Genomic DNA, 21,118 nt, shown 5'->3' on the forward strand with positions numbered 1-21,118 from the left:
GTCACGGTGCGCCCGGCTCGTGGCCAGAGTGAGATGATTGGTCGGCGCCACGCAGGCGACTGATTTCACTGGCGGCGGCGGCATACTGCGCTTTATCACGCGCGATTTCTTCGGCAAGCGCCTCGCTTTCCAGATGGCGCAGCGCCAGTTCACCCTTGAGCAGTTCGATGCGGGTACGCACCTGGGCCTCGGCCAGCGACAGTTCACGTTCCTTTTTCAGTAAGCTTGCATGCGCCAACGCCAACTCGCGGCGTACGGCTTCTTCTTTTTCCCAGCGCAGCGTACCCATCAAGACTTCGCCGCCGGCGACATAGACGTCCGACAGCGTCACACCGTCTTTGGACAGGATCAGTTCGCGCGCCTGGCGCGAATGAGCGGTGCCGCGCGCCTTGACAATTGACAGCAGCCGATTGCGTTCGCCCATCTGGACCTTGAATGACAGGTGGATCCAGGTGTCGGCGATGGTGGACACTTTCATTTCCGTACTTTCGGGACTGTCGCTGTTATTCACCAGGCTCGTGCTGAGCATGGTGATGCCTTCTGTCTTGGTGAAGCCAATCAGGCGCAACGGCACATCCATCATGATGCCGAATGCCTGCGACCTGAGCACGGCGGACAGCGGATCGATCACCAGGCAGCGCGGCTGGTACTGGCGAATCAGGGCTTTGATATACAACAGATGCTGTTCGCCATTGAGCGCGCCAGTCTGTACGGAATGAAAGCGCAGATTGCCGTCTGCGACCGCAGAGGCCAGATCGAGGCCGATGGACGACATGTTGCGGATGATCTCGCTGCTGCTTTCGTCGAAGCTGACGTACAGGCAGCGCTCGCCGCGCCGGACGCTGGCATGGGCGAAGGCAGCAGCCAGCGTCGATTTGGCGGTGCCGGGCGAGCCAGTCACCAGGATGGTGCTGCCGCGCAGATAGCCGCCGTCGAGCATGGTGTCGAGCCGCTCCACGCCCGCCGAGACGCGTTCGGACAAGGCTGGAAAACGCATCTCGTGCGACATCGGCATGGCCACTTCGATGCCGTCCGCGCCGATGATCAGCGGGAATACCCCTTCGTAGATCGGCGAGCCGCGGTACTTGGCCACGCGCAGGTCGCGATGCGCGAGGCCACCGATGACGTGCTGACTCAGATGCACGACGCAATCGGCCATGTACTCAAGGAAGTCGTTTCCGGACCCGTTCGTCTGGTTGGCAGTACGCGCCCGGGTAGTAACGATGCCGGTGATGCCGTTGACGGCCAACCAGTCCTGAATGCGGTAGAGCTCTTGCCGCTCTGTAAACGGGTCGTCGAGCAACGACAGCAGCACGTCGATCGAGTCGAACACGATGCGCGTGGCATGGTTCTCGGCAAACCGGGCGCGGATGCCGGTCAAGAGGGCGCTGACATCGAAACGCCCGGTCTGCACGACATCGGGCGACATGCCGGCATCCATGAATGTGAGTTTGTCCTGGTCAGCAAGATCCCAGCCGAACGAGGCGGCGTTGGCAATGACGCTTTGCGAATTTTCTTCGAATGCGACGAAAATGCCGCGTTCGCCGTACAGGAGCGCGCCATTGATCAGTGTCTGCAAGGCGAACACGGTCTTGCCACTGCCGGGCCCGCCAATAAGAGTGCATGTGCGCCCATGCGGCAGGCCGCCGCCGGTAATCGCGTCAAACCCCTCAATGCCGGTGGGGGATTTTTTCACAGTCGCAACGTCAACGTCAGGCATGAGGATGCTCCAAGGCGGCGCCTGGAGCACGCCGATTGGTTGATAGGACAGCAAGGACGGATAGGGAGTTCCAGATGTGGCGCGAAAGGACGCGGCGCCTTGACATGGGCCGAACAATAGAGCGACAGCTTGCCTGGCGGCGCGCAACCGCAACGGCAAGCCCATCGATGCTGCCACGGCCTTGAACAACGCCCTGCCGTGGATGCGGTGGATTGCGCGCGTCAGGCCCGCCGCAGCACTATCGGCGCACGAGCGCCGGGGCCTGACGCATGCGGTTACTCGGGCTGCTCGACCTCATACCCCTTCGCCACCAGCGCCGCGATCACGCCTTTCGGATCGAAAATATCGTCCATCGACAACAGCGCAAAGGTCGATGCATTGGCAGCAAGTGCTTTCTCGGCCGATGCGATCCACTTCGCATGCGAGCGCGCCTTCACGTTCTTCCATTCAGGCTCCGTATCGAGTGCGGCGCTGTTCATCAGCGCGCCGAAACACGCCTCCTCGCGTTCGGCGTAGTTTAGCTTGCGCATCTCATCCACGTCGCCCTTGGCCCAGGCGTTGGCGCGCGCTGTTGCGCCGTCGAGATCCTGCTTCAGTGTGGCCATCGTTGTCCTCAGGCAGGCGGCGTCAGCCAGATTCGACTTCTTGAAGTTCTTGATCAACGCGCGCGCATTGTCCGTCGGTAGTTCAACGTCCGTCGACGTCTGTTTCAGCTCGCTCTTCTTGATGAGGGCAAGCAGCTGCTTGCGCACCGCGTAGCCGTTCACCAGACCTGCCTCCTTGCGCGCCGCTTCTGTCAACGCCTGCGCGGCAAAGATCGGCCGCTCGCGTTCGACGTCACTGTTCTCGGGCAGGTAGGTCGCCTTGAGCGTGCTCCACTGTGCGTAGTCTTTCTGAGGCAGAACATCACGCAGCTGCGCGCCATCCGGATTCTTGCGCACCCCGATCAGGCTTGGCAGCAGCGTGACCATTTTGAAAAAGCCCGGCTTGGCTGTGGCCCCTGGTGGCGACAGGTACTCCTGCGAATTCCTGATCACGTTTTCCACCTGCTGCGAGCGCCACGTCATGTTCTTCGGCAGCGGTGCATAGGTGCCGAATACCCAGAGCACATGATCGCCCTTCTTCACCTTCCACATGCCCGGACCGGGGCGCTGGGCGACGACATGGATCTGCTCCGGCGCGGGTTCGACTGCGTCCGTCGTAACAACAGCGGCAGGCGGGGCATCGGCCCCGTCAAGCGACTGCGCCCATCCAGGGACAGCCAGCAACGACAAGCACAGTGCGGGAACGACGAGTGGGCGCATGAAGATATCCTGTTGTGAAAGTAGCCAGAGCGAGCGCCAATTATGAGGCGGCCATCGCGGCGATCACAAGGATTTTCGAATGCATACGCCAGGCGCAGTGTGCGGATAAGGAAGGCCTGGCAGGGCTGTGCGCCCCCGCACGCCGTCACGATGTCGCTACGCGGATCAGTTCTCGCCAGGCCCCTCGAGCAGCGACTGCGCCATCCGCAAGCCCTCGACCATCACGGCAAACGCCTCGTGCTTGGTCGCTTCATCCGGCACGCGCAGCACGTACGACGGGTGGTAGATCGTCACCACCCACGCGTCGCCATGGCGCACCGGTTGCCCGAGCCGGTCCCTGAGCGTCACGCTCCCCGTCTGCAGCACCGACTTGAGGGCGGTAGCGCCCATCGCCACGATCACCTTCGGCTTGCGGGTGGCGATTTCTTTTTCGAGCCAGTAGTGGCAGGCCTCGATCTCTTTCTGCGCCGGTGTCTTGTGCAGGCGTCGCTTGCCGCGCGGCTCCCACTTGAAATGCTTGACGGCGTTGGTGATGTAGACCCCCTTGCGGTCCACCTCTGCCTGCGCAAACACGCGGTCGAGCAGCTGGCCGGCCGGGCCGACGAACGGCTGGCCGGACAGGTCTTCCTGGTCGCCCGGCTGCTCGCCGACCACCATGATCTGCGCGTGGTCCGGCCCGATGCCGCCGACGGCCTGCGTCGCGTGCTGCCACAGTTCGCAGCGCCGGCACTCGTCGAGCTTTGACGGCTGCTCGCGGTCGGGCTGGGCTTTTTCGGCCGCGATCGGGATCGTCGTGCCACGGCGCTGGCCCACTTCGGCGACCTGGCCGATGCGGCGCGCGCCCAGGCCGGCCTGGCTGACCATCGACGGCACCAGCGCGCCCTCGGGCAGGTTCTTCCAGAAACGCGACGGGATATGGCTTTGCATGACTTTCGTGTTCAGGCGCGCCGGGTTGAAGATGCTGCGGTAATAGGTCAGCCACAGCGCCTCGCCGTCGTCTTCGAGGTCGGCCGGGCCGGACATCAACGGCCCGGCATCGTGCAGCGTGGCGCCATCCCACAGCACGCTCGCCTCCGGGGTGGCGATCATCCAGGTCATCCTGCCCATGCGGGCGACGAAATGTTCGGCCACCTGCGCCAGCACGTCGTGCGCCGGTTCGAACCAGGCCACGAACTGCGGCGGCCCGGCCTCGATTGGCCGTTCGCGAAAGCGGATATAGGCGTGCATGTCATGCACCTCGCGCCGCACTGACTTGACCATCGACGCCAACCGCGCGCCATCGGGATCGGCGGGCGACTGCACGTCGTACTCGCCCTGCTGCCAGCGCCAGACCACGCGGTACAGGAAGGCCCAGCGGTCGTGGTCGCGGTAGCAGGCGGCCGTTTGCAGCATCTCCATCAGCGAGCGCGGCACTTGCGGCCTGGGCGTGGCTTGTGCCACCCGTTCGACAGGCGGCGCAGCGAGCAGGTCGCCGCTCGGCCGCACCGTCTCCAAGGCCGATGCCGACGATGCCGACACTGCCGGCGCGCTCGAGAACAGGTCGGCGCCCGGCGCCCCCCACGTCACTGCCTCGGGCGGCACGCCGGCGCGCAGCAGGGCCCTCGCCGTGGCGCGCCACTCGACGAACGAGGCCACCAGCAGCGGCTGCCCCGCGCGGACCGCGGCGACAGCCTCGCTGGCGACGGCGGCCGCGCTGGCTGCGGGGGTCATGCTGCCTGCAGTTCCGGCCACAGGTTCATCTGCTGCGGCGCGTCGGCCATGTGCTTGCGCAGCAGGTCGGAGCTGGTCGCGCCCTGCGTCGGCCTGTAGTCGGCAGTGACGACAAACGGCGCCAGTTTTTTCATACTGCAGCGCAGGCGCGATAGATCTTCCCAGCGGATGCGGCGGATGCGGCGCAGGTCGGCGATGCGCTTGGCGTTGCGCAGGCCAATGCCGGGAATGCGCGCAATCAGCGTCGCGTCGACGCGGTTCAGGTCCATCGGAAACTGGTCGCGGTTCGACAGCGCCCAGGCCAGCTTGGGATCGATGTCCAGCGCCAGGTTGCCCGTCTGCGGCATGATCTCGCCGGCCGTGAAGCCGTAACTGCGCAGCAGAAAATCGGCCTGGTACAGGCGGTGCTCGCGCAGCAGCGGCGGTGGCGCGAGTGGCACGCTCTTGGGGCTTTGCGGGATGGGACTGAATGCGGAGTAGTACACGCGCTTGAGTTTATAGCTGCCGTACAGCGTCTCGGCGGTGTTGAGGATCGTGTGGTCGTCGCTGGCGTCGGCCCCGACGATCATCTGCGTGCTCTGGCCGGCTGGCGCGAATGCAGGCGCCCTTGGCTCTTCGGCTTTTTCATCGAGCTTGCGGCGGATGGCGCCCATCGCCAGCTTGATCGTGTGCACGCTCTTTTCGGGCGCGAGCCTGGTCACGCTGTCGTGCGTCGGCAGTTCGATATTGACCGACAGGCGATCGGCCCAGCGCCCCGCCTCGGTAATGAGCAGCGGGTCGGCATCGGGAATCGTCTTGAGGTGGATGTAGCCGCGGAAGTTGTGCACCTCGCGCAGGGTGCGCGCCACGGCCACCAGCTGCTCCATCGTGTAGTCGGCCGACTGGATGATGCCTGAACTGAGGAACAGGCCGTCGATGTAGTTGCGCAGGTAAAAATCCTGCGTCAGCTTGACCACTTCGTCGACCGCGAAGCGGGCGCGCGGCACGTTCGACGTGCGCCGGTTGATGCAGTACTGGCAGTCGTAGATGCAGAAGTTGGTGAGCAGGATCTTGAGCAGCGAGACGCAGCGGCCGTCGGGCGTGTAGCTGTGGCAGATGCCCATGCCGGTGGTGTCGCCCAGGCCGTCCTTGCCCTCGGAGCCACGCTTAGGCGCACCGCTGCTGGCGCAGGATGCGTCGTACTTGGCCGCGTCGGCCAGGATTTCGAGCTTGTCGTTGAGTTCCATCGGACGCCCGTGGCTGTATGGGCATACAGTATAGCGTGGTGCGTTATTACAGAGGGTGCGGCGGCGCACCCGTGCGCGGGTGGCGCCGGGTCAAAGACGGGACGTCGATCAGCGCCTGCCACCTGCGCGGTCAGGGTTCTATGCGTGCAGCAAGCGCTCGGCCAGCGACAACTGCTGCGCATCCATCCGGCGCGCGGTGCGGGCCAGGTAGTCACGGGCCGGCCCGATCCCGGCGCCACCCGCCCGATGCAGCCATGCATAGGCTTCGACCAGATCACGCTGCGCGCCCTGCCCCGCCGCATACATCACGCCCAGATTGAACTGGGCCCGCGCGTGGCCCTGACGCGCCGCGCGCAGGTACCAGAAATGGGCCGCTTCGTAATCGCGTTCGGCGCCCTTGGCACAGTCGTAGCGCAGTCCCAGTTCGAACTGCGCCAGCGCGTGCTGCTGGTCGGCCGCCTTGTGCAGCCAGTCGGTGGCGTCCGCCGGGTCGCCCAGGTCGAGCCGGTCGAGCAGCGTGGCCACCATGTACTGCGCCGCCGCATACCCCTGCGCCGCGGCGCGCCGGTACCAGGCCAGTGCCTGCACGCTGTCCTGCGCCGCGCCGACGCCGTTTTCGTGGCGCAGGCCCAGGTCGAACTGCGCGCGCAGGTGGCCCTGCTCGGCGGCCTTGCGGTACCAGCCCGTGGCCTCGACCGCGTCCTGCTCGACGCCGTTGCCGCTGTCGAGCAACTGCCCGAGGTGGTACTGCGCCACCGGCAAGCCCTGCTCGGCCGCGCGTCGGTACCAGATGGCCGCCTGCGCCGCATCCTGCACCACGCCCTGCCCGTGCTCATGGCGCATGCCCAGACTGTCCTGCGCGCCTGCGTGGCCCCCCTGCGCGGCGCGCCGGTACCAGGTGGCGGCCAGCGCATCGTCCTGCGGCACGCCATGGCCGGTGTCGTACATCAGCGCCAGGTTGAACTGCGAGCTGGCATGCCCCTGGATACCGGCGCGGCCGTACCACAGCATGGCCTGCTCGCCGTCCGCTTCCACGTCCTGGCCCTTGTCGTAGCGCAGGCCCAGATTGAACTGGGCCTGCGCATAGCCCTGCAGCGCGGCCTTGCGCAGCCACTCCAGTGCCTGCGCCGGATCGCGCGCCACACCCTGGCCGCTGTCGTAGCGCAGGCCCAGGCTGTACTGCGAACGGGCGTAGCCCTGGCTGGCCGCGCGCCGGTACCAGTCGAGGGCCGCATCCTGGTCCTGCGCCACGCCCTTGCCGGTGTCGTACATCATCCCGAGATTGTGCTGGGCGCCCGGCTCGCCCTGCTCTGCGGCGAGCCGGAACCAGTACAGCGCGCGGCCCACGTCCTGCGCCACGCCCTGCCCCTTGGCGTACAGCCAGCCCAGGTTGTACTGGGCCAGCGCGTAACCCTGGCTGGCGGCGCGTTCGTACCAGTGGGCGGCCAGCGTGAAGTCCTGCTTCACGCCCTGGCCCTTCTGCACCATCACGCCGAGGTTGTACTGGGCCTGGGCCAGATTGGCCGTGGCCGCGAGCCGGTACCAGTTCGCCGCCAGTTCATCGCTTTGCGCGACGCCCTGGCCGTTCACGTACATGAAACCCAAGCTATGCTGGGCCTCGGCCACGCCACGCTCGGCCAGGCTTTTCACACGCAGGAACTCAGCGCTGTACAAGGACGTGTCGGGCATACCCGCTCAGGCCAGCACGGCGCGCAGGTTCGATCCGGGCCGGTTGCGCAGCGCCACCATGAAGTCGCCCAGCGAAATCGGGCGGTAGAACAGGTAGCCCTGCATCGTCATGCAACCGTTGGCGCGCAGGTAGCGCGCCTGTTCTTCGGTCTCGACGCCTTCGGCGATCAGGTTCAGGCCCAGACCGCGCGCGATCGAGATGATCGCCAGGATCACCGGATAGTGGCCGTCCTCCTCGTGGATCTCTTTAACGAACGACTGGTCGATCTTGATCGTGTGGATCGGGAAGCGGTGCAGGTACGACAGCGACGAGTAGCCGGTACCGAAGTCGTCGATCGCGATCGACACGCCCAGCTCGCACAGTTTGTTGAGCTGCTCGATTGCATACTGCGGGTTGCGGATGCAGATGTTCTCGGTGATCTCGACTTCGATCTGCTGCGGCGAGATGGCGTAGCGCGCGAGCGCCCCGCGCATCTTTTCAAAGAAGTCGCCGCGGTCGAGGTATTGCGGCGACAGGTTCAGCGAGAGCCGGATATCGCTGCCGCCGATGGCGTTCCAGCGCAGCATGTCGCGGCACAGTGCCCCGATCATCCAGTCCGAAATCGGCAGCATCAGGCCATTTTCTTCGGCAAACGGCAGGAACTCGCCGGCCGACAGACGCCCACGCGTCGGGTGGTTCCAGCGCATCAGCGCTTCGGCGCCCGTGATGTTGCCGGTCATGGCATCGATCTGCGGCTGGTAGAACATCTCCAGCTCGTCGTGCTCGAGCGCGCGGCGCAGCGCCTGTTCCAGCGCGATCTTCTGGTGCGACACTTCGAGCATCGAGTCGTGATAGAAGCTGTGGCCGTTCTTGCCCAGCGCTTTCACCTGGTACATCGCGATGTCGGCGTGGCGCAGCAGTTCGTCGATCGATTCGCCGTCCTTCGGATAGATCGCGATGCCGATCGAGGCCGAGATGTGCACTTCGTGGCCATCGAGGTCGAACGGCAGTTGCAGGCAGGCGAGGAATTTGTCGGCGACCATGCGCGCGTCGTCGTGGCTGGCCAGTTCGGGCAGCACGATGGTGAATTCGTCGCCGCCCTGGCGCGCCAGCGTGTCGCCCTTGCGCAGGCATTCCTTCAGGCGGCTGGCCGCCTGCTGCAGCAGTTCGTCGCCCTTGACGTGGCCAAGCGTGTCGTTCACGAGCTTGAAGCGATCAAGGTCGATGAACATCACCGCGAGCTCGGTCTGCTTGCGCTTGGCCTGGATCACGGCCAGCCCCAGGCGGTCCTTGAACAGGATGCGGTTCGGCAGGTCGGTCAGGATGTCGTGGTAGGCCTGGTAGGCGATGACTTCTTCGGCGCGCTTGCGGTCAGTGATGTCACGCGCCACGCCGTAGGTACCGAAGAACTCGAGCTTTTTTACTTCCTGGTCCGGCACATGCATGCCGATCGCATTGAGCGAGATCGTCATCAACGTCGTGTTGAAGGTGCGGTCGCTGCTGCTGTTGCCATTCCCGCCCCGGCACTTCAGGCGCAGTTCGACGTTGCGCGACGCACGCTCGTCGATGCGGCGCTCGTTGAATGCGTAGCGCGCGCGTTCCAGGTCTTCTTCGTGCACGACGATCGAGTAATGCTTGCCGATCAGCTCTTCGCGCGTGTAGCCGAGCAGCTGGTAGGCGCGGTCATTGACGAACGTGAAGCGGCCTTCGTGGTTGAGCGTGTAGATGATGTCCGGCGACGAGTCGACCAGATAGCGGTACATCTTCTCGGAGTTTTCGAGCTGGTTCGCGATGCGCGCGTTTTCCAGCGCCAGACGCCGGCGCCCCAGTGCATTGCTGACGGTCGAGAGCAGCTCTTCACGGCTGTACGGCTTGCGCAGGTAGCTGTAGGCGCCGCGCTTGAGCGCGCCGATCGCGGCGTCGATGCCCACCTCGCCGCTCATCACGATCACGTCGGCGTCGATCCCCTTGTCGTTGATGAAGTCCATGATCTCGTGGCCGCCGATATCGGGCAGGCGCAGGTCGAGCAGGACCAGATCGAAGCGCTGGCGCGACAGCTGCGCCAGCGCCTCCGTGCCGGATGGCGCGGTCGTGAGGCGGTAACCGCGCCCCTGCAGCAATTCGTACAGCGACGACAGCAGACGGGGTTCATCGTCGACCAGCAGCAGGCGTGGCTGGCTGTCGGCGTCGAGTGTCGGGGAAAACGGTGAAGGTTCACCAGGGAGCATGGTGGCAGGGTGCGCGTGCATGGTGAGGTTCAGGCGGAACCGAGCGCGCGCGCCGGCAGCGCAAGCGCATTGCCGGCGCCGGTGTACGCCGGCAGGAGTATTTCAAACGAGGTGCCCGAACTGGCGCTGCGGCAGGCGATATGGCCGCCCATTTTCTTGACCAGGCCGTGAACGATCGACAGGCCCAGGCCGCGCTTGCCGCCATCGAGCGCGCCTTCCTTGCTGCTCTTGACGGGCATGAACAGGTTGGCCAGCACCTCGCGCGACAGGCCCGGGCCGTTGTCGTTCACGCCCAGTTCGAGGTACAGGTGGCGCTCGCGGTTGACGTGGCCGCGATTGACGACCTCGATCCGGCCGCCGTTCTTGTGCTGTGGCCCGAATGCTTCGACCGCATTCTTGACCAGGTTCACCAGGATCTGCTTGAGCACATCGGGGTCGCCCTCGATCGCGCTGTCGCCATCCATATGGGCCACGATCTGCACGCCGCCAGGCACGAAGCCGCTGGTGCGGAACAGGCGCAGCACGTCATCGACGACGCGGGCGGCATCGACCGGCCGCGGACCGGTATCCGGCGCATGCGGTTCGGCCAGGGAGCCGATCAACTGGCCCACGCGATCGATCTCTTCGTTCAGGATCGACAGCTCGCCGCCCACCGGTTCCTGGCGCGCCAGCTTGCCGTCCAGGATGCTGAGGTAATTCTTGATGATCGCCAGCGGGTTGTTCACTTCGTGCACCACGCGGCGCGACGCGTCGCGGAATTCTTCGGCCACGTTGGCCAGCTGGCGGCGCGCGTGGCCGCGTTCGAGCAGCAGGTTCTCGAGGGCGCTCGCGGCCTGCGCGCCGAAGGCCTGCATGAATCGCTCGCGGCGCTGGCAATGCGGCAACTGCCAGGCCGGCACGCCGCCAACCAGCACGCCCAGACAGCGCGCGCCGGCCACCAGCGGCACCACCACCAGGCTGTCGGTGCCAAGGATGCGCAGCAGCTGCTCTTCGGCCAGGCCAAGCTGCTGGCGTTCACCGCCCACGAATGCAGGACGGCGCTCCAGCGCGCTGCGCGCCACGGGGCCGCCCTTGGCCAGCGACACCGAGAAATCGGCGATACGCGCCACGCCCGGCGCCGGCGCCCCCGACAACAGGTGGCCGGTCGGGTTCTCGAGCAGCACGACGGCGCTTTCGAAATCGAACAGGATGCGGGCCGTGCGCGTCATCGCGTCGAGCAGGCCGGCCTCGCCCTGCTGGCGCGCCAGCGTCTGGCCGACCTCGGACACCAGCACCATATTGCGCACTTCTTCATTCAGGCGCTTTTGCACCGGATCGACCGGCGGCGGCGGCGCATAGGCCGATGGCTGCGGAATGTCGTCGGCACCGGCCAGGTCGATGCCCAGGTGCGCGGCGGCCTGCTCGACCTGGCGCGCAGCGCCCTCAATCAGTTGCAGCGCACGCGCGCTGTCGATGCCGCACAGCGCGCAGGCATCCAGCACCATCGTCTCGTCATTCGCATGACAGGTCAGCACATGCGCCAGGCGCACGATGCGGATCAGGAGGTGGCTGCCTTCCAGGCGCTCGCCCGGCTCGTGGTGGTACAGCACCGCGTCGGCCAGGAACGAATCGAGCTGCCAGCGTTCGATCAGCCAGGCGCCGGCTTCGGCGTGGGTGATCTGGAGTGTGCGCTGCTCGACCGCGCACAGGTCTTCGTCATCGATCGCGGTGAAGTTGAACGCGTATTCCTTGGGCGCGGCGGCCAGCAGTGCCAGCCGGCCGACATTGTGCAGCAAGCCGGCCAGGTAGGCTTCTTCGGGATGGACGTAATCGAGCGTGCGCGCCGCATCGCGCGCAATCACGGCGGCCGTCAGGGAGTTCTTCCAGAACCCGCGCAGGTCGATGCTGCCGGCATGCGGGAAACTGTTAAAGGTCTGGAACACCGAATCGCTGATCACCAGCGTCTTGATCATGTCGGTGCCAAGGGCCACCAGCGACTGTTCGAGATTGGCGCTGCGCGTGCTGCGGTGGTAGGCCGAGCTGTTGGCGACGGCCAGCAGCTTGGCCGTCATGCCGGCATCTTTTGCGATCAGGGCGGCGAGTTCGGGCATGCCGAGATCGTCGGCCTGCAGGTGCTCGATCAGCTTGACCAGGATCTGCGGCATGGCCGGCAGCCGGGCGATCAGCAAGCGATTGCGAATATCCTGATCGGATAGGAGCATGTTATCAAGCACGGCCGCCACTTGTCGAAGGGTTCTGGTAGGTGGCGATCGCGCCCGAACAGGCATGCCACGTCGCCCTGCACTTCAGTGCATGGAACAGGCGAGAAGTCTGCCCACTGCTCCAGGTGATAAAAACGTATCGTAACATATATACATTTCTGATCAGGAACAATAGTTACGGGAATACTTGTTGCCAGGGGCATCCTCCGGGCGTAAACACAGCCGCAATCTAAAACTTGTTGCAGCGATACGACTGTTTCCTCGATTCATGCTCAGCACATGCGTTTTCACGAGGTGGATTCGCCCTGGGCGCGCAGCTTGCGGCGATGGCGCCGCGCGGTATCCCAGCATGCCAGCGACAGCAGCACGAAGAACGCCTGGCCGAGCGCCAGCGCCAGCATCGAATGCGACAGCGCCGGCGCAACTGCCCCGGCCACGAGCGCGCCGAGCAGCGTCAGCAAAAACGACTGGCACGACGCCACCGTGCCGCGAATGCGTGGGAACAGGTCGAGCGCGAGCAGCGTCGCGCCGGGCGCGATCAGCGAACTGCCAAAGGTAAAGAAGAACATCGGCGCCACGCTCCACGGCAGGGCCGGCGCAAAGAACGCGTGGTAGGCCACGTTGAAGGTCACGGCGCCCAGCATGAAGAAAAAGCCCATGCGGATCTGGCGCGCGAAGTCCATCTTGCCAGCCAGCCGGTTGGCAACGAGCGAACCGAGGAAGATGCCGCTCACGGTCGGCACGAACAGCCACGCGAATTGGGACGGCCCCAGGCCCAGGCTTTCGGGCAGCATGACGGGCGCCGCGGCGATGTACAGGAACAGGCCGGCGAAGTTCAGCGCCGTCACGCCAGCCATCGTCAGAAACAGGAACGAGCTGAAGATGGCGCCATAGCTCTGGGCCAGGAAGCGCGGATTGAAAGGCTGGCGCTCGGTCAGCGGCACCGTCTCGGGCAGGTGCTTCCAGCAGAACCAGAACAGCAGCACGGTGTAGACCGTCAGCGCCAGGAAGATCGCACGCCAGTCGAGCAGCATGACGATCCAGCCGCCCACCACCGGCGCGATGGCCGGGGCGATCGAGAAGATCATCGTGACCATCGACAGCAGGCGCGCCGCCGCCGTATCGGAATACAGGTCGCGGATGATCGCGCGCCCCACCACCACGCCGGCCCCCGCCGAGACGCCCTGCAGCACGCGAAACACCCACAGGTATTCCACCGAGGACGCCGAGGCGCAGCCGAAGCTGCCGATCGCGAACACCACGAGCGCCACCAGGATCACGTTGCGCCGCCCGAACGCATCGGACAGCGCGCCATGCCACAGCACCATGCCGGCAAAGGCCAGCATGTAGGCGGTCAGGGTCTGCTGGACCTGCAGCGGTGTGGCCGCAAGTTGGGCCTGAATCTGCGGGAAGGCCGGCAGGTAGGCATCGATCGAGAATGGCCCCAGCATCGACAGCCCTGCCAGCAGCGTTGCCAGTCCGCCTGCCGAGAGCATCGCGATCTTGTGGGGCGGCGGCGCCGGCACCGGTGTGACGGGGTCCTTCGGCAGATCGGATGGTTCTGGCAGCATGGGGCGGTTCCGGGTCAGTCCTGCTTTGGTTTGGCTTCCTCGCGGCGATTGAAGCCGGCCACCATATCGAAACGGAACAGGCGGCATTCGAGCGCACCGTTGAAGAACGGGGTCTTGCGCGACTCTTTCAGGCGCAGCATTTTCGGCAGGCCCAGGTCGGCCGTGAACAGATAGGCGGTCCAGCCGGCAAAGCGCTGCTTGAGCGTCGTCGAAAACGCGGCGTAGAAGCCGGCCGCCATGTCGTCCTGCGGCACGGTGCTGTCGCCACGCACGCCGATCCGCTCGCCATACGGCGGGTTGGTCAAGAGGATGCCCGGCTCGGTCGTCGGCGCCGACACGTGCTGCGCTTCGATCTGCTTGAGCGGCACGTCAAACAGGATGCCGGCGATCTTCAGGTTATGGCGTGTCATTTCGACCATGTCGCCCGAGATGTCGGAGCCGAAGATGGTGGGCTCTTGCGGCAGCACGTTCGGCTTGACCGCCGCTTTCATCGCGGCCCAGGCCTGGCCGTCGTGGTCGGCGAATTTTTCGAAGGCGAAGCTGCGGCGCGCGCCGGACGGAATCCCCTGCAGCATCTGGGCCGCTTCGACCAGGATCGTGCCCGAACCGCACATCGGGTCGAACAGCGGCGCGCCCGGCTTCCAGCCCGACACGCGCAAGAGACCCGCGGCGAGGTTCTCGCGCAGCGGCGCGTCGCCCGTTTCTTCACGCCAGCCGCGCTTGAACAGCGCTTCGCCCGAGGTGTCGAGGTAGACGATGAAATTGCGCGCATCGAGAAAACCGACGATGCGCATGTCGGGTTCGCGCGTGTTGACGGACGGGCGCTTGTCGAACTGGTCGCGGAAGCGGTCGCAGATGGCGTCCTTGATCTTGAGCGTGGTGAATTCGAGGCTGCGCAGCGGCGACTTGACGGCGGTGACGTCGACGCGGATCGTGTGATCGGGGCCAAACCAGTCTTCCCACACCTGCTCGAGCACGAGATCGTAGATGTCGTTTTCGGTGGTATAGCTGCGCTGGGCCATGCGCATGAGCACACGCGAGGCGATGCGCGAATGCAGGTTGAGCAGCCAGGCGTCCTGCATCGTGCCCGAGCAGTGCACGCCGCCGGGCACCTGGTTGTGCACCTTGAGGGTGGTGCTTTGCGCGGCGATTTCGCCGATTTCTTCGGCCAGCGCCGCTTCCATGCCGCGTGGGCAGGGGCAAAAATATGAGGTCATGAGGGGTACCCTTTGTCCGTTGATGATTCTGTAGAGATAACGCGTCAGCCGTGAAGCTGGATGACCGTGAATTGTTTAAAACGTAGGGTGGACGGCTACGCCGTCCACGCGGTGATGGCTGGCCGTGAGATCATCCGGCGCGAAAGCGGCGCCGCCAACCATCAATGCATCAAAACGGCTTGACGGTCACCAGGATGACAATCGCCAGCATCAGCACGACCGGCACTTCATTGAACCAGCGATACCAGGTATGGCTGCGCGCATTGACGCCGCGTTCGAATTTCTTGAGGATGCCGCCGCACATATGATGGTAGCCGATCGTCAGGAACACGAGCAGCAGCTTGGCATGCAGCCAGCCGCCTTTGATGCCGTAACCCATCCACAGCCATACGCCCAGCAGCACGGCCGGCACCGACAGGATCATCGAGAAGCGGTACAGCCGACGCGCCATGCCCAGCAGGCGGTCACGCGCCGCGGGGTTGGTTTCCTCGGCCAGGTTGACGAACAGGCGCGGCAGGTAGAACAGGCCGGCGAACCAGGACGCAATGAAGACGATGTGCAGTGCTTTGATCCAGAGGTACATGCTTTCCTTGTGGTGAATGTTGAATTCAGTTGCGCACTTCGCCGTGTCCGAACACGACATACTTGAGCGACGTGAGGCCTTCCAGGCCCACCGGGCCACGCGCGTGCAGCTTGTCGTTCGAGATGCCGATCTCGGCGCCCAGGCCGTATTCGAAACCATCGGCAAAGCGCGTCGACGCGTTGATCATCACCGACGCCGAATCGACTTCGCGCAAAAAACGCATGGCGCCGCTGTGGTCTTCCGTGACGATCGATTCGGTGTGCTTCGACGAATACGCGTCGATGTGATCCATCGCCTCGTCGATGCCGGCCACCACCTTTACTGCCAGGATCGGGGCCAGGTACTCGGTGCGCCAGTCTTCTTCAGTCGCGGCCACCAGGTGCGGATAACCGGCCAGGATCGCGAATGCTTCCGGATCGGCGCGCAATTCGACGTCTTTGGTCGCATACAGTTCGGCCAGGCGCGGCAGCACGGTCGGCGCGATACCACGCGCGACCAAGAGCGTTTCCATCGTGTTGCAGGTGCCGTAGCGATGGCACTTGGCATTGAACGCGATGGCCAGTGCCTTGTCGATATCGGCCTTGTCATCGATGTAGACGTGGCAGATGCCATCGAGGTGCTTGATCATCGGGACCGTGGCTTCGGCCATCAGGCGCGCAATCAAACCCTTGCCGCCGCGCGGGACGATCACGTCCACGTACTGTGGCATCGTGATCAGCGCGCCGACGGCGGCGCGGTCGACCGTGTCGACCACCTGCACTGCCGCCTGCGGCAGGCCGGCGCCAGCCAGGCCTTCGGCCACCAGCCTGGCCAGCGCGCGGTTGCAGTGGATGGCTTCCGAGCCGCCGCGCAGGATCGCCGCATTGCCGCTCTTGATGCACAGGCCTGCCGCGTCGACCGTCACGTTCGGACGCGCCTCGTAGATGATGCCGATCACGCCCAGCGGCACGCGCATCTGCCCGACCTGGATGCCACTCGGGCGCACCTTCATGTTCGAGATTTCGCCGACCGGGTCGGGCAAGGTGGCGATCTGGCGCAGGCCGGCGACCATCGTCGAAATCGCAGCGTTGGATAACGCCAGGCGATCCATCAGCGCCGGGGCCAGGCCAGCTGCCCCGGCGGCGGCCAGATCTTGCGCGTTGGCGGCGCGCAGCGCATCGGCATCGCGTTCGATGGCGTCGGCAATCAGGTTCAGGGCGCGGTTGCGGGTAGCGGTGTCGGCGCGCGCCATGGCGCGTGCGGCGGCGCGGGCTTGCTGGCCCAGCTGGTGCATGTGTGCGGTGATGTCCATCGAGTTTCCCAGTGCATTAACATGGCTCGCGCAAGGCGGCGCTGCCCATCGGCGTTGAAGAGGGCCTTACCGCGCCACCCGCAGCGCCAGCTGCAACATCGCATCCCACGCGTCGCCCGCGAATTTTTTGGCGCGCAAGCCCTTGACCATGCGGTCGACCTGCGCTGCCTCTTGCAGCGCCGCTTCGAGCGTCGCGAGCGACACGCGGCGCAGCGCCGGCTCCATCATCCGCTCGCGCGGCCCCCAGATCCGGTATTCCTTGAGCAGGGCATTCAACGGCCGGCCCTGCCCCATCCCGCTCTTCAATTTTAGCAGCGTGCGGATTTCTTCGGCCACTGCCCACAAGACCAGCGGCAGCGCTTCGCCTTCGCCCTTCAAGCCTTCGAGCATGCGCACCAGGCGCGCCGTGTCGCCCGTGAGCATCGCCTCGGACAGCTTGAACACGTCGTAGCGCGCCACGTTCAGCACCGCGTCGTGCACCTGTTCGAACGTCAATTTGCCCGGCTCGTGGAGCAGGCCAAGCTTTTGAATCTCCTGGTGCGCCGCCAGCAGATTGCCTTCGACGCGGTCGGCGATGAAGTCCAGGCTCTGGCGCTCGGCGCTTTGGCCCTGGCTTGCCAACCGGTTGCCGATCCAGGCCGGTAACTGCGCGCGCTCGATGTTCGGGATATCGATGTAGACGGCGGCCCCCTGCAGCGCCGTCACCCACGACGCCTTGGCCGTTTGCCAGTCGAGCTTGGGCAGCGTGATCAGGGTCAGGTTATCGGGGCTGAGGTCTTTTGCATAGGCCTGCAGCGCGGCGCTGCCATCCTTGCCCGGTTTGCCGGTCGGGATGCGCAGTTCGATCAGCTTCTTGTCGCCGAACAGCGACAGTGCCTGGTTCGCCGCCAGCAGCTCGCCCCATTTGAAGGTGCGCTCCACGCTGAGCACATCGCGCTCGGTATAGCCTTGCGCCCGTGCTGCCTTGCGGATACGGTCGGCCGCCTCCAGCGCCAGAAGATGTTCGTCGCTGGCGATCACGTACAACTGCGCCAGGTTCTTGGCCAGGTGCCCGTCGAGCGCTTCGAGCCGCAGTTGCATCGTTTACGGGGTCGGCAAGGCGGCAGCCGGCGTCGCTGGCGCCGACACCGGCGCCAGCGGCTTGATCGCCACCAGGCGGCGCAGGATCTGCTGCACCAGGTCGGACTGCATGTCGCGGTACAGCAGCGCTTCTTCGGATTCCTTGGCCAGCACCTGCGATTCATCGAACGCGATATTGCGGCGCAGGGTGATCTCGGTAGGCGCCAGCAGCTGGCGGTTATTGGCGTCGCGCACCTGGAACACCAGCGTGTAGCTCAGCGAGTATTCACGCACGCGACCCAGGCTGTTGAGCGACAGGATCGACTTGCCGCGCGACTCGCTGATCACATCGAACAACGCCTCGGCCTTGGACGCATCGGGCTCGATGCGCACATTGTCGCCCGCGCGCAGGTTGCGCTTGAGCTCCGTGCCCAGCGGCGAGGCTTCGTTGAACGACAGCCAGATGCTCTGGAACGGCACGTTGTACTGGCCGTCGCTGCCGCGCAGCTTGAAGCCGCAGCCAGCCAGCATCACCACCAGCAGGACTGCACCGAGGGCACGCACGAAGTAGTTGTTGTTCGAGGTGTTCATCATCAGACCACGATATTGACAAGTTTGCCCGGCACGACGATGACCTTCTTCGGCGTGCCTTCGATGAACTTCTGCACCGCTTCACTGGCCAGCGCAGCCGCTTCGATGGTCGCCTTGTCGGCATCCTTGGCGACCTTGACCGAGCCACGCAGCTTGCCGTTCACCTGGATCATCATGTCGATCTCGGACTGTTCGAGTGCCTGTGGATCGACTTCCGGCCATGGTGCGTTGAGCAGGTCGCCGTGCACGTCGGCAAAGCCAAGTTCTTGCCACAGTGCGTGCGTGATGTGCGGCGCGACCGGGTTCAGCAACCGCAGGAAGATCGAGAAGCCTTCGGCGATGATCGCGTTGGAGGCTGCGCTGTCATCGAGCTTGCTCGATTCGAGCGTGTTGAGCATCTTCATGCAGGCCGAAACCACCGTGTTGTACTGGATGCGCTTCAGGTCATAGTCGGCCTGTTGCAGGATCTTGTGTACTTCGCGGCGCAGCGTTTTCTGTGCGTCGCTGTGAGTGCCCTGCACTTCACCGGCCAGGGCGGCGGCAATGCGCGCGCGCTGCGCGTAGCCAAAGGCCCACACGCGGCGCAGGAAGCGGCTGGCACCTTCGACGCCGCTGTTCGACCATTCGAGCGTCTGCTCCGGTGGCGACGCGAACATGGTGAACAGACGCGCGGTATCGGCGCCGTACTGCTCGATCTGCGCTTGCGGATCGATGCCGTTGTTTTTGGACTTCGACATCTTTTCGGTGCCGCCGATTTCCACCGGCTGGCCATCGGCCTTCAACACGGCGCTGTGCGGGCGGCCCTTGTCGTCGAAGGTCAGTTCGACGTCGGCCGGGTTGAACCAGGTCTTCTTGGTCGATGCCTCTTCGCGGTAGTAGGTTTCGTTGAGCACCATGCCCTGCGTGAGCAGGTTCACGAACGGCTCGTCGAATTTGACCAGGCCGAAGTCGCGCATCACCTTGGTCCAGAAGCGCGCGTACAGCAGGTGCATGACGGCGTGCTCGATGCCGCCGATATACTGGTCCATCGGCATCCAGTAATCATTGCGCTCGTCGACCATCGCGTTGTTCGAACCCGGCGACGTATAGCGCATGTAGTACCACGACGAATCGATGAACGTGTCCATCGTGTCGGTCTCGCGGCGCGCAGGCTTACCGCAGGTCGGGCAGTCGCACTTGAGGAACGCTTCGTCCTTGTTCAGTGGATTGCCGGTGCCGTCCGGGACCAGGTGCTCGGGCAGCACGACCGGCAGGTCGGCTTCGGGCACCGGCACGATGCCGCACTCGGCGCAGTGGATCATCGGGATCGGCGTGCCCCAGTAGCGCTGGCGCGAGATGCCCCAGTCGCGCAGGCGGAACGTGACCTTCTTGGCGCCCAGGTCCTGGCTCGCCAGTTCACCCGAGACCGCGTTGACGGCCGAGATGTAATCGAGGCCGTCGTACTTGCCCGAATTGATCGTGCGGCCGTTGTCCTTGTCGCCGTACCACTCCTGCCAGGCGTCGAGCGAGAATTCCTGGCCTTCGACGGCCACGACCTGCTTGATCGGCAGATTGTATTTCTTGGCGAAGCCGAAATCGCGTTCATCATGCGCCGGCACGCCCATCACGGCGCCATCGCCGTAGGTGATCAGGACGTAGTTGCCGACCCAGACCGGAATCTGCTCTTGCGTGACCGGATGGGTGACGAACAGGCCGGTTGGCATGCCCTTCTTTTCCATCGTCGCCATGTCGGCTTCGATCACGGAGCCGAGTTTGCATTCGGCGATAAATTGCTGGAGCGCCGGGTTGTTCTTTGCGGCGTGCTGGGCCAGCGCGTGCTCCGGCGCCACGGCGCAGAAGGTCACGCCCATGATCGTGTCGGCGCGCGTGGTGAACACGTACAACTTGCCGTCGTCGATCGGCTCACCGGCGTCGCCCACGATCGTGTGCGGGAACGCGAAGCGCACGCCCGTCGACTTGCCGATCCAGTTGGCCTGCATCGTGCGCACGCGCTCGGGCCAGCCTGGCAGCTTGTTGTCGACGTGGTCGAGCAGTTCGTCGGCGTACTCGGTGATGCGCACGTAGTACATCGGGATTTCGCGCTTTTCGATCAGCGCGCCCGAACGCCAGCCGCGGCCATCGACAACCTGCTCGTTGGCCAGCACGGTCTGGTCGACCGGGTCCCAGTTCACGGTGCCCGTCTTCTGGTAGATGATGCCCTTTTCGAGCATCTTGAGGAACATCCACTGGTTCCACTTGTAATAGTCCGGCTTGCAGGCGGTCATCTCGCGCGACCAGTCGATCGCCAGGCCCATCGACTCCATCTGGCCACGCATGTGGGCGATGTTCGAGTAGGTCCATTCGGCCGGCGGCACGTTGTTGGCCATCGCCGCGTTTTCCGCCGGCATGCCGAATGCATCCCAACCCATCGGCATCAACACGTTGTAGCCATTCATCCGCAGGTAGCGGTACATCACGTCGTTGATCGTATAGTTGCGCACGTGGCCCATGTGCAGCTTGCCCGATGGGTAAGGCAGCATCGAGCAGGCGTAATACTTGCCCTTCGGGAAACGCGGATCGTGTTCGACGGCTTTATAGGCGTCGATCGATTTCCAGTAGGCCTGGGCGGCCTGTTCGACTTCGGCTGGACTATATTTTTCTTGCATGATTTCTGCAGACGTAATGTGGGAGATGGGACCGGTCATTATAACCTGTTGATTTTGCACTACGGCGCGGCGCGGTGCAGGCAGGGATGGTGCAGTAAGGCAG

Annotated in this window: 14 protein-coding genes; all 14 read right to left on the reverse strand. The window is 64.7% G+C overall.

Annotated elements, in window-relative coordinates; all coding sequences use genetic code 11:
* Window position 1: 1 nt before the first annotated feature.
* On the reverse strand, window positions 2–1,720 hold the full coding sequence (kaiC, locus tag RCH14_RS11925; protein WP_343026325.1) for a circadian clock protein KaiC: 1,719 nt from the start codon (window positions 1,718–1,720) through the stop codon (window positions 2–4).
* Window positions 1,721–1,995: 275 nt separating this feature from the next.
* On the reverse strand, window positions 1,996–3,024 hold the full coding sequence (locus tag RCH14_RS11930) for a TraB/GumN family protein (protein WP_343026326.1): 1,029 nt from the start codon (window positions 3,022–3,024) through the stop codon (window positions 1,996–1,998).
* 165 nt (window positions 3,025–3,189) lie between these two features.
* Window positions 3,190–4,734, reverse strand: coding sequence for a UdgX family uracil-DNA binding protein (locus RCH14_RS11935; RefSeq protein WP_343026327.1), 1,545 nt, complete (start codon window positions 4,732–4,734; stop codon window positions 3,190–3,192).
* Window positions 4,731–5,960 carry a putative DNA modification/repair radical SAM protein gene (locus tag RCH14_RS11940; protein ID WP_343026328.1) on the reverse strand — a complete coding sequence of 410 codons (1,230 nt, stop codon included), beginning with the start codon at window positions 5,958–5,960 and terminating at the stop codon, window positions 4,731–4,733. The genes RCH14_RS11935 and RCH14_RS11940 overlap by 4 nt, the downstream gene beginning before the upstream one ends.
* A gap of 138 nt (window positions 5,961–6,098) precedes the next feature.
* Window positions 6,099–7,649 carry a tetratricopeptide repeat protein gene (locus tag RCH14_RS11945; protein WP_343026329.1) on the reverse strand — a complete coding sequence of 517 codons (1,551 nt, stop codon included), beginning with the start codon at window positions 7,647–7,649 and terminating at the stop codon, window positions 6,099–6,101.
* Between the two features lie 6 nt (window positions 7,650–7,655).
* Window positions 7,656–9,878 (reverse strand): EAL domain-containing protein, encoded by a 2,223-nt coding sequence (locus tag RCH14_RS11950; RefSeq protein ID WP_343026330.1) that lies wholly within the window; start codon window positions 9,876–9,878, stop codon window positions 7,656–7,658.
* An 8-nt stretch (window positions 9,879–9,886) separates the two neighbouring features.
* Window positions 9,887–12,058, reverse strand: a complete 2,172-nt coding sequence (locus tag RCH14_RS11955) for an HDOD domain-containing protein (RefSeq protein ID WP_343026331.1) — start codon at window positions 12,056–12,058, stop codon at window positions 9,887–9,889.
* A gap of 287 nt (window positions 12,059–12,345) precedes the next feature.
* Window positions 12,346–13,629, reverse strand: coding sequence for a multidrug effflux MFS transporter (locus RCH14_RS11960; RefSeq protein WP_343026332.1), 1,284 nt, complete (start codon window positions 13,627–13,629; stop codon window positions 12,346–12,348).
* A gap of 14 nt (window positions 13,630–13,643) precedes the next feature.
* Entirely contained in the window at window positions 13,644–14,846 is a 1,203-nt protein-coding gene (locus tag RCH14_RS11965) for a class I SAM-dependent RNA methyltransferase (protein ID WP_407070072.1), read from the reverse strand.
* 169 nt (window positions 14,847–15,015) lie between these two features.
* Complete coding sequence (locus RCH14_RS11970; protein ID WP_343026333.1) at window positions 15,016–15,429, reverse strand: CopD family protein; 414 nt, start codon at window positions 15,427–15,429, stop codon at window positions 15,016–15,018.
* Between the two features lie 25 nt (window positions 15,430–15,454).
* The gene (locus RCH14_RS11975; protein WP_343026334.1) at window positions 15,455–16,720 is read right to left on the reverse strand and encodes a glutamate-5-semialdehyde dehydrogenase; all 1,266 of its coding nucleotides are present in this window, start codon (window positions 16,718–16,720) and stop codon (window positions 15,455–15,457) included.
* A gap of 66 nt (window positions 16,721–16,786) precedes the next feature.
* Window positions 16,787–17,800 (reverse strand): DNA polymerase III subunit delta, encoded by a 1,014-nt coding sequence (gene holA, locus RCH14_RS11980; RefSeq protein ID WP_343026335.1) that lies wholly within the window; start codon window positions 17,798–17,800, stop codon window positions 16,787–16,789.
* 3 nt (window positions 17,801–17,803) lie between these two features.
* A complete protein-coding gene (gene lptE, locus RCH14_RS11985; protein WP_343026336.1) occupies window positions 17,804–18,373 on the reverse strand; it encodes an LPS assembly lipoprotein LptE in 570 nt (189 codons plus the stop codon).
* Complete coding sequence (gene leuS, locus RCH14_RS11990; protein WP_343026337.1) at window positions 18,373–21,015, reverse strand: leucine--tRNA ligase; 2,643 nt, start codon at window positions 21,013–21,015, stop codon at window positions 18,373–18,375. Before leuS ends, lptE begins: the two co-directional genes overlap by 1 nt.
* Window positions 21,016–21,118: the final 103 nt, after the last annotated feature.

The organism is Massilia sp. MP_M2 (assembly GCF_039123635.1).
Lineage (GTDB): Bacteria > Pseudomonadota > Gammaproteobacteria > Burkholderiales > Burkholderiaceae_D > Telluria.

Excerpts from the sequence above, each read along its gene's own strand:
- kaiC (WP_343026325.1), bottom strand. The coding sequence starts at position 1,720 with ATGCCTGACGTTGACGTTGCGACTGTGAAAAAATCCCCCACCGGCATT.
- RCH14_RS11930 (WP_343026326.1), bottom strand. The coding sequence starts at position 3,024 with ATGCGCCCACTCGTCGTTCCCGCACTGTGCTTGTCGTTGCTGGCTGTC.
- RCH14_RS11940 (WP_343026328.1), bottom strand. The coding sequence starts at position 5,960 with ATGGAACTCAACGACAAGCTCGAAATCCTGGCCGACGCGGCCAAGTAC.
- RCH14_RS11965 (WP_407070072.1), bottom strand. The coding sequence starts at position 14,846 with ATGACCTCATATTTTTGCCCCTGCCCACGCGGCATGGAAGCGGCGCTG.
- RCH14_RS11960 (WP_343026332.1), bottom strand. The coding sequence starts at position 13,629 with ATGCTGCCAGAACCATCCGATCTGCCGAAGGACCCCGTCACACCGGTG.
- RCH14_RS11950 (WP_343026330.1), bottom strand. The coding sequence starts at position 9,878 with ATGCACGCGCACCCTGCCACCATGCTCCCTGGTGAACCTTCACCGTTT.
- RCH14_RS11975 (WP_343026334.1), bottom strand. The coding sequence starts at position 16,720 with ATGGACATCACCGCACACATGCACCAGCTGGGCCAGCAAGCCCGCGCC.
- holA (WP_343026335.1), bottom strand. The coding sequence starts at position 17,800 with ATGCAACTGCGGCTCGAAGCGCTCGACGGGCACCTGGCCAAGAACCTG.
- RCH14_RS11945 (WP_343026329.1), bottom strand. The coding sequence starts at position 7,649 with ATGCCCGACACGTCCTTGTACAGCGCTGAGTTCCTGCGTGTGAAAAGC.
- lptE (WP_343026336.1), bottom strand. The coding sequence starts at position 18,373 with ATGATGAACACCTCGAACAACAACTACTTCGTGCGTGCCCTCGGTGCA.
- RCH14_RS11955 (WP_343026331.1), bottom strand. The coding sequence starts at position 12,058 with ATGCTCCTATCCGATCAGGATATTCGCAATCGCTTGCTGATCGCCCGG.
- RCH14_RS11935 (WP_343026327.1), bottom strand. The coding sequence starts at position 4,734 with ATGACCCCCGCAGCCAGCGCGGCCGCCGTCGCCAGCGAGGCTGTCGCC.
- RCH14_RS11970 (WP_343026333.1), bottom strand. The coding sequence starts at position 15,429 with ATGTACCTCTGGATCAAAGCACTGCACATCGTCTTCATTGCGTCCTGG.
- leuS (WP_343026337.1), bottom strand. The coding sequence starts at position 21,015 with ATGCAAGAAAAATATAGTCCAGCCGAAGTCGAACAGGCCGCCCAGGCC.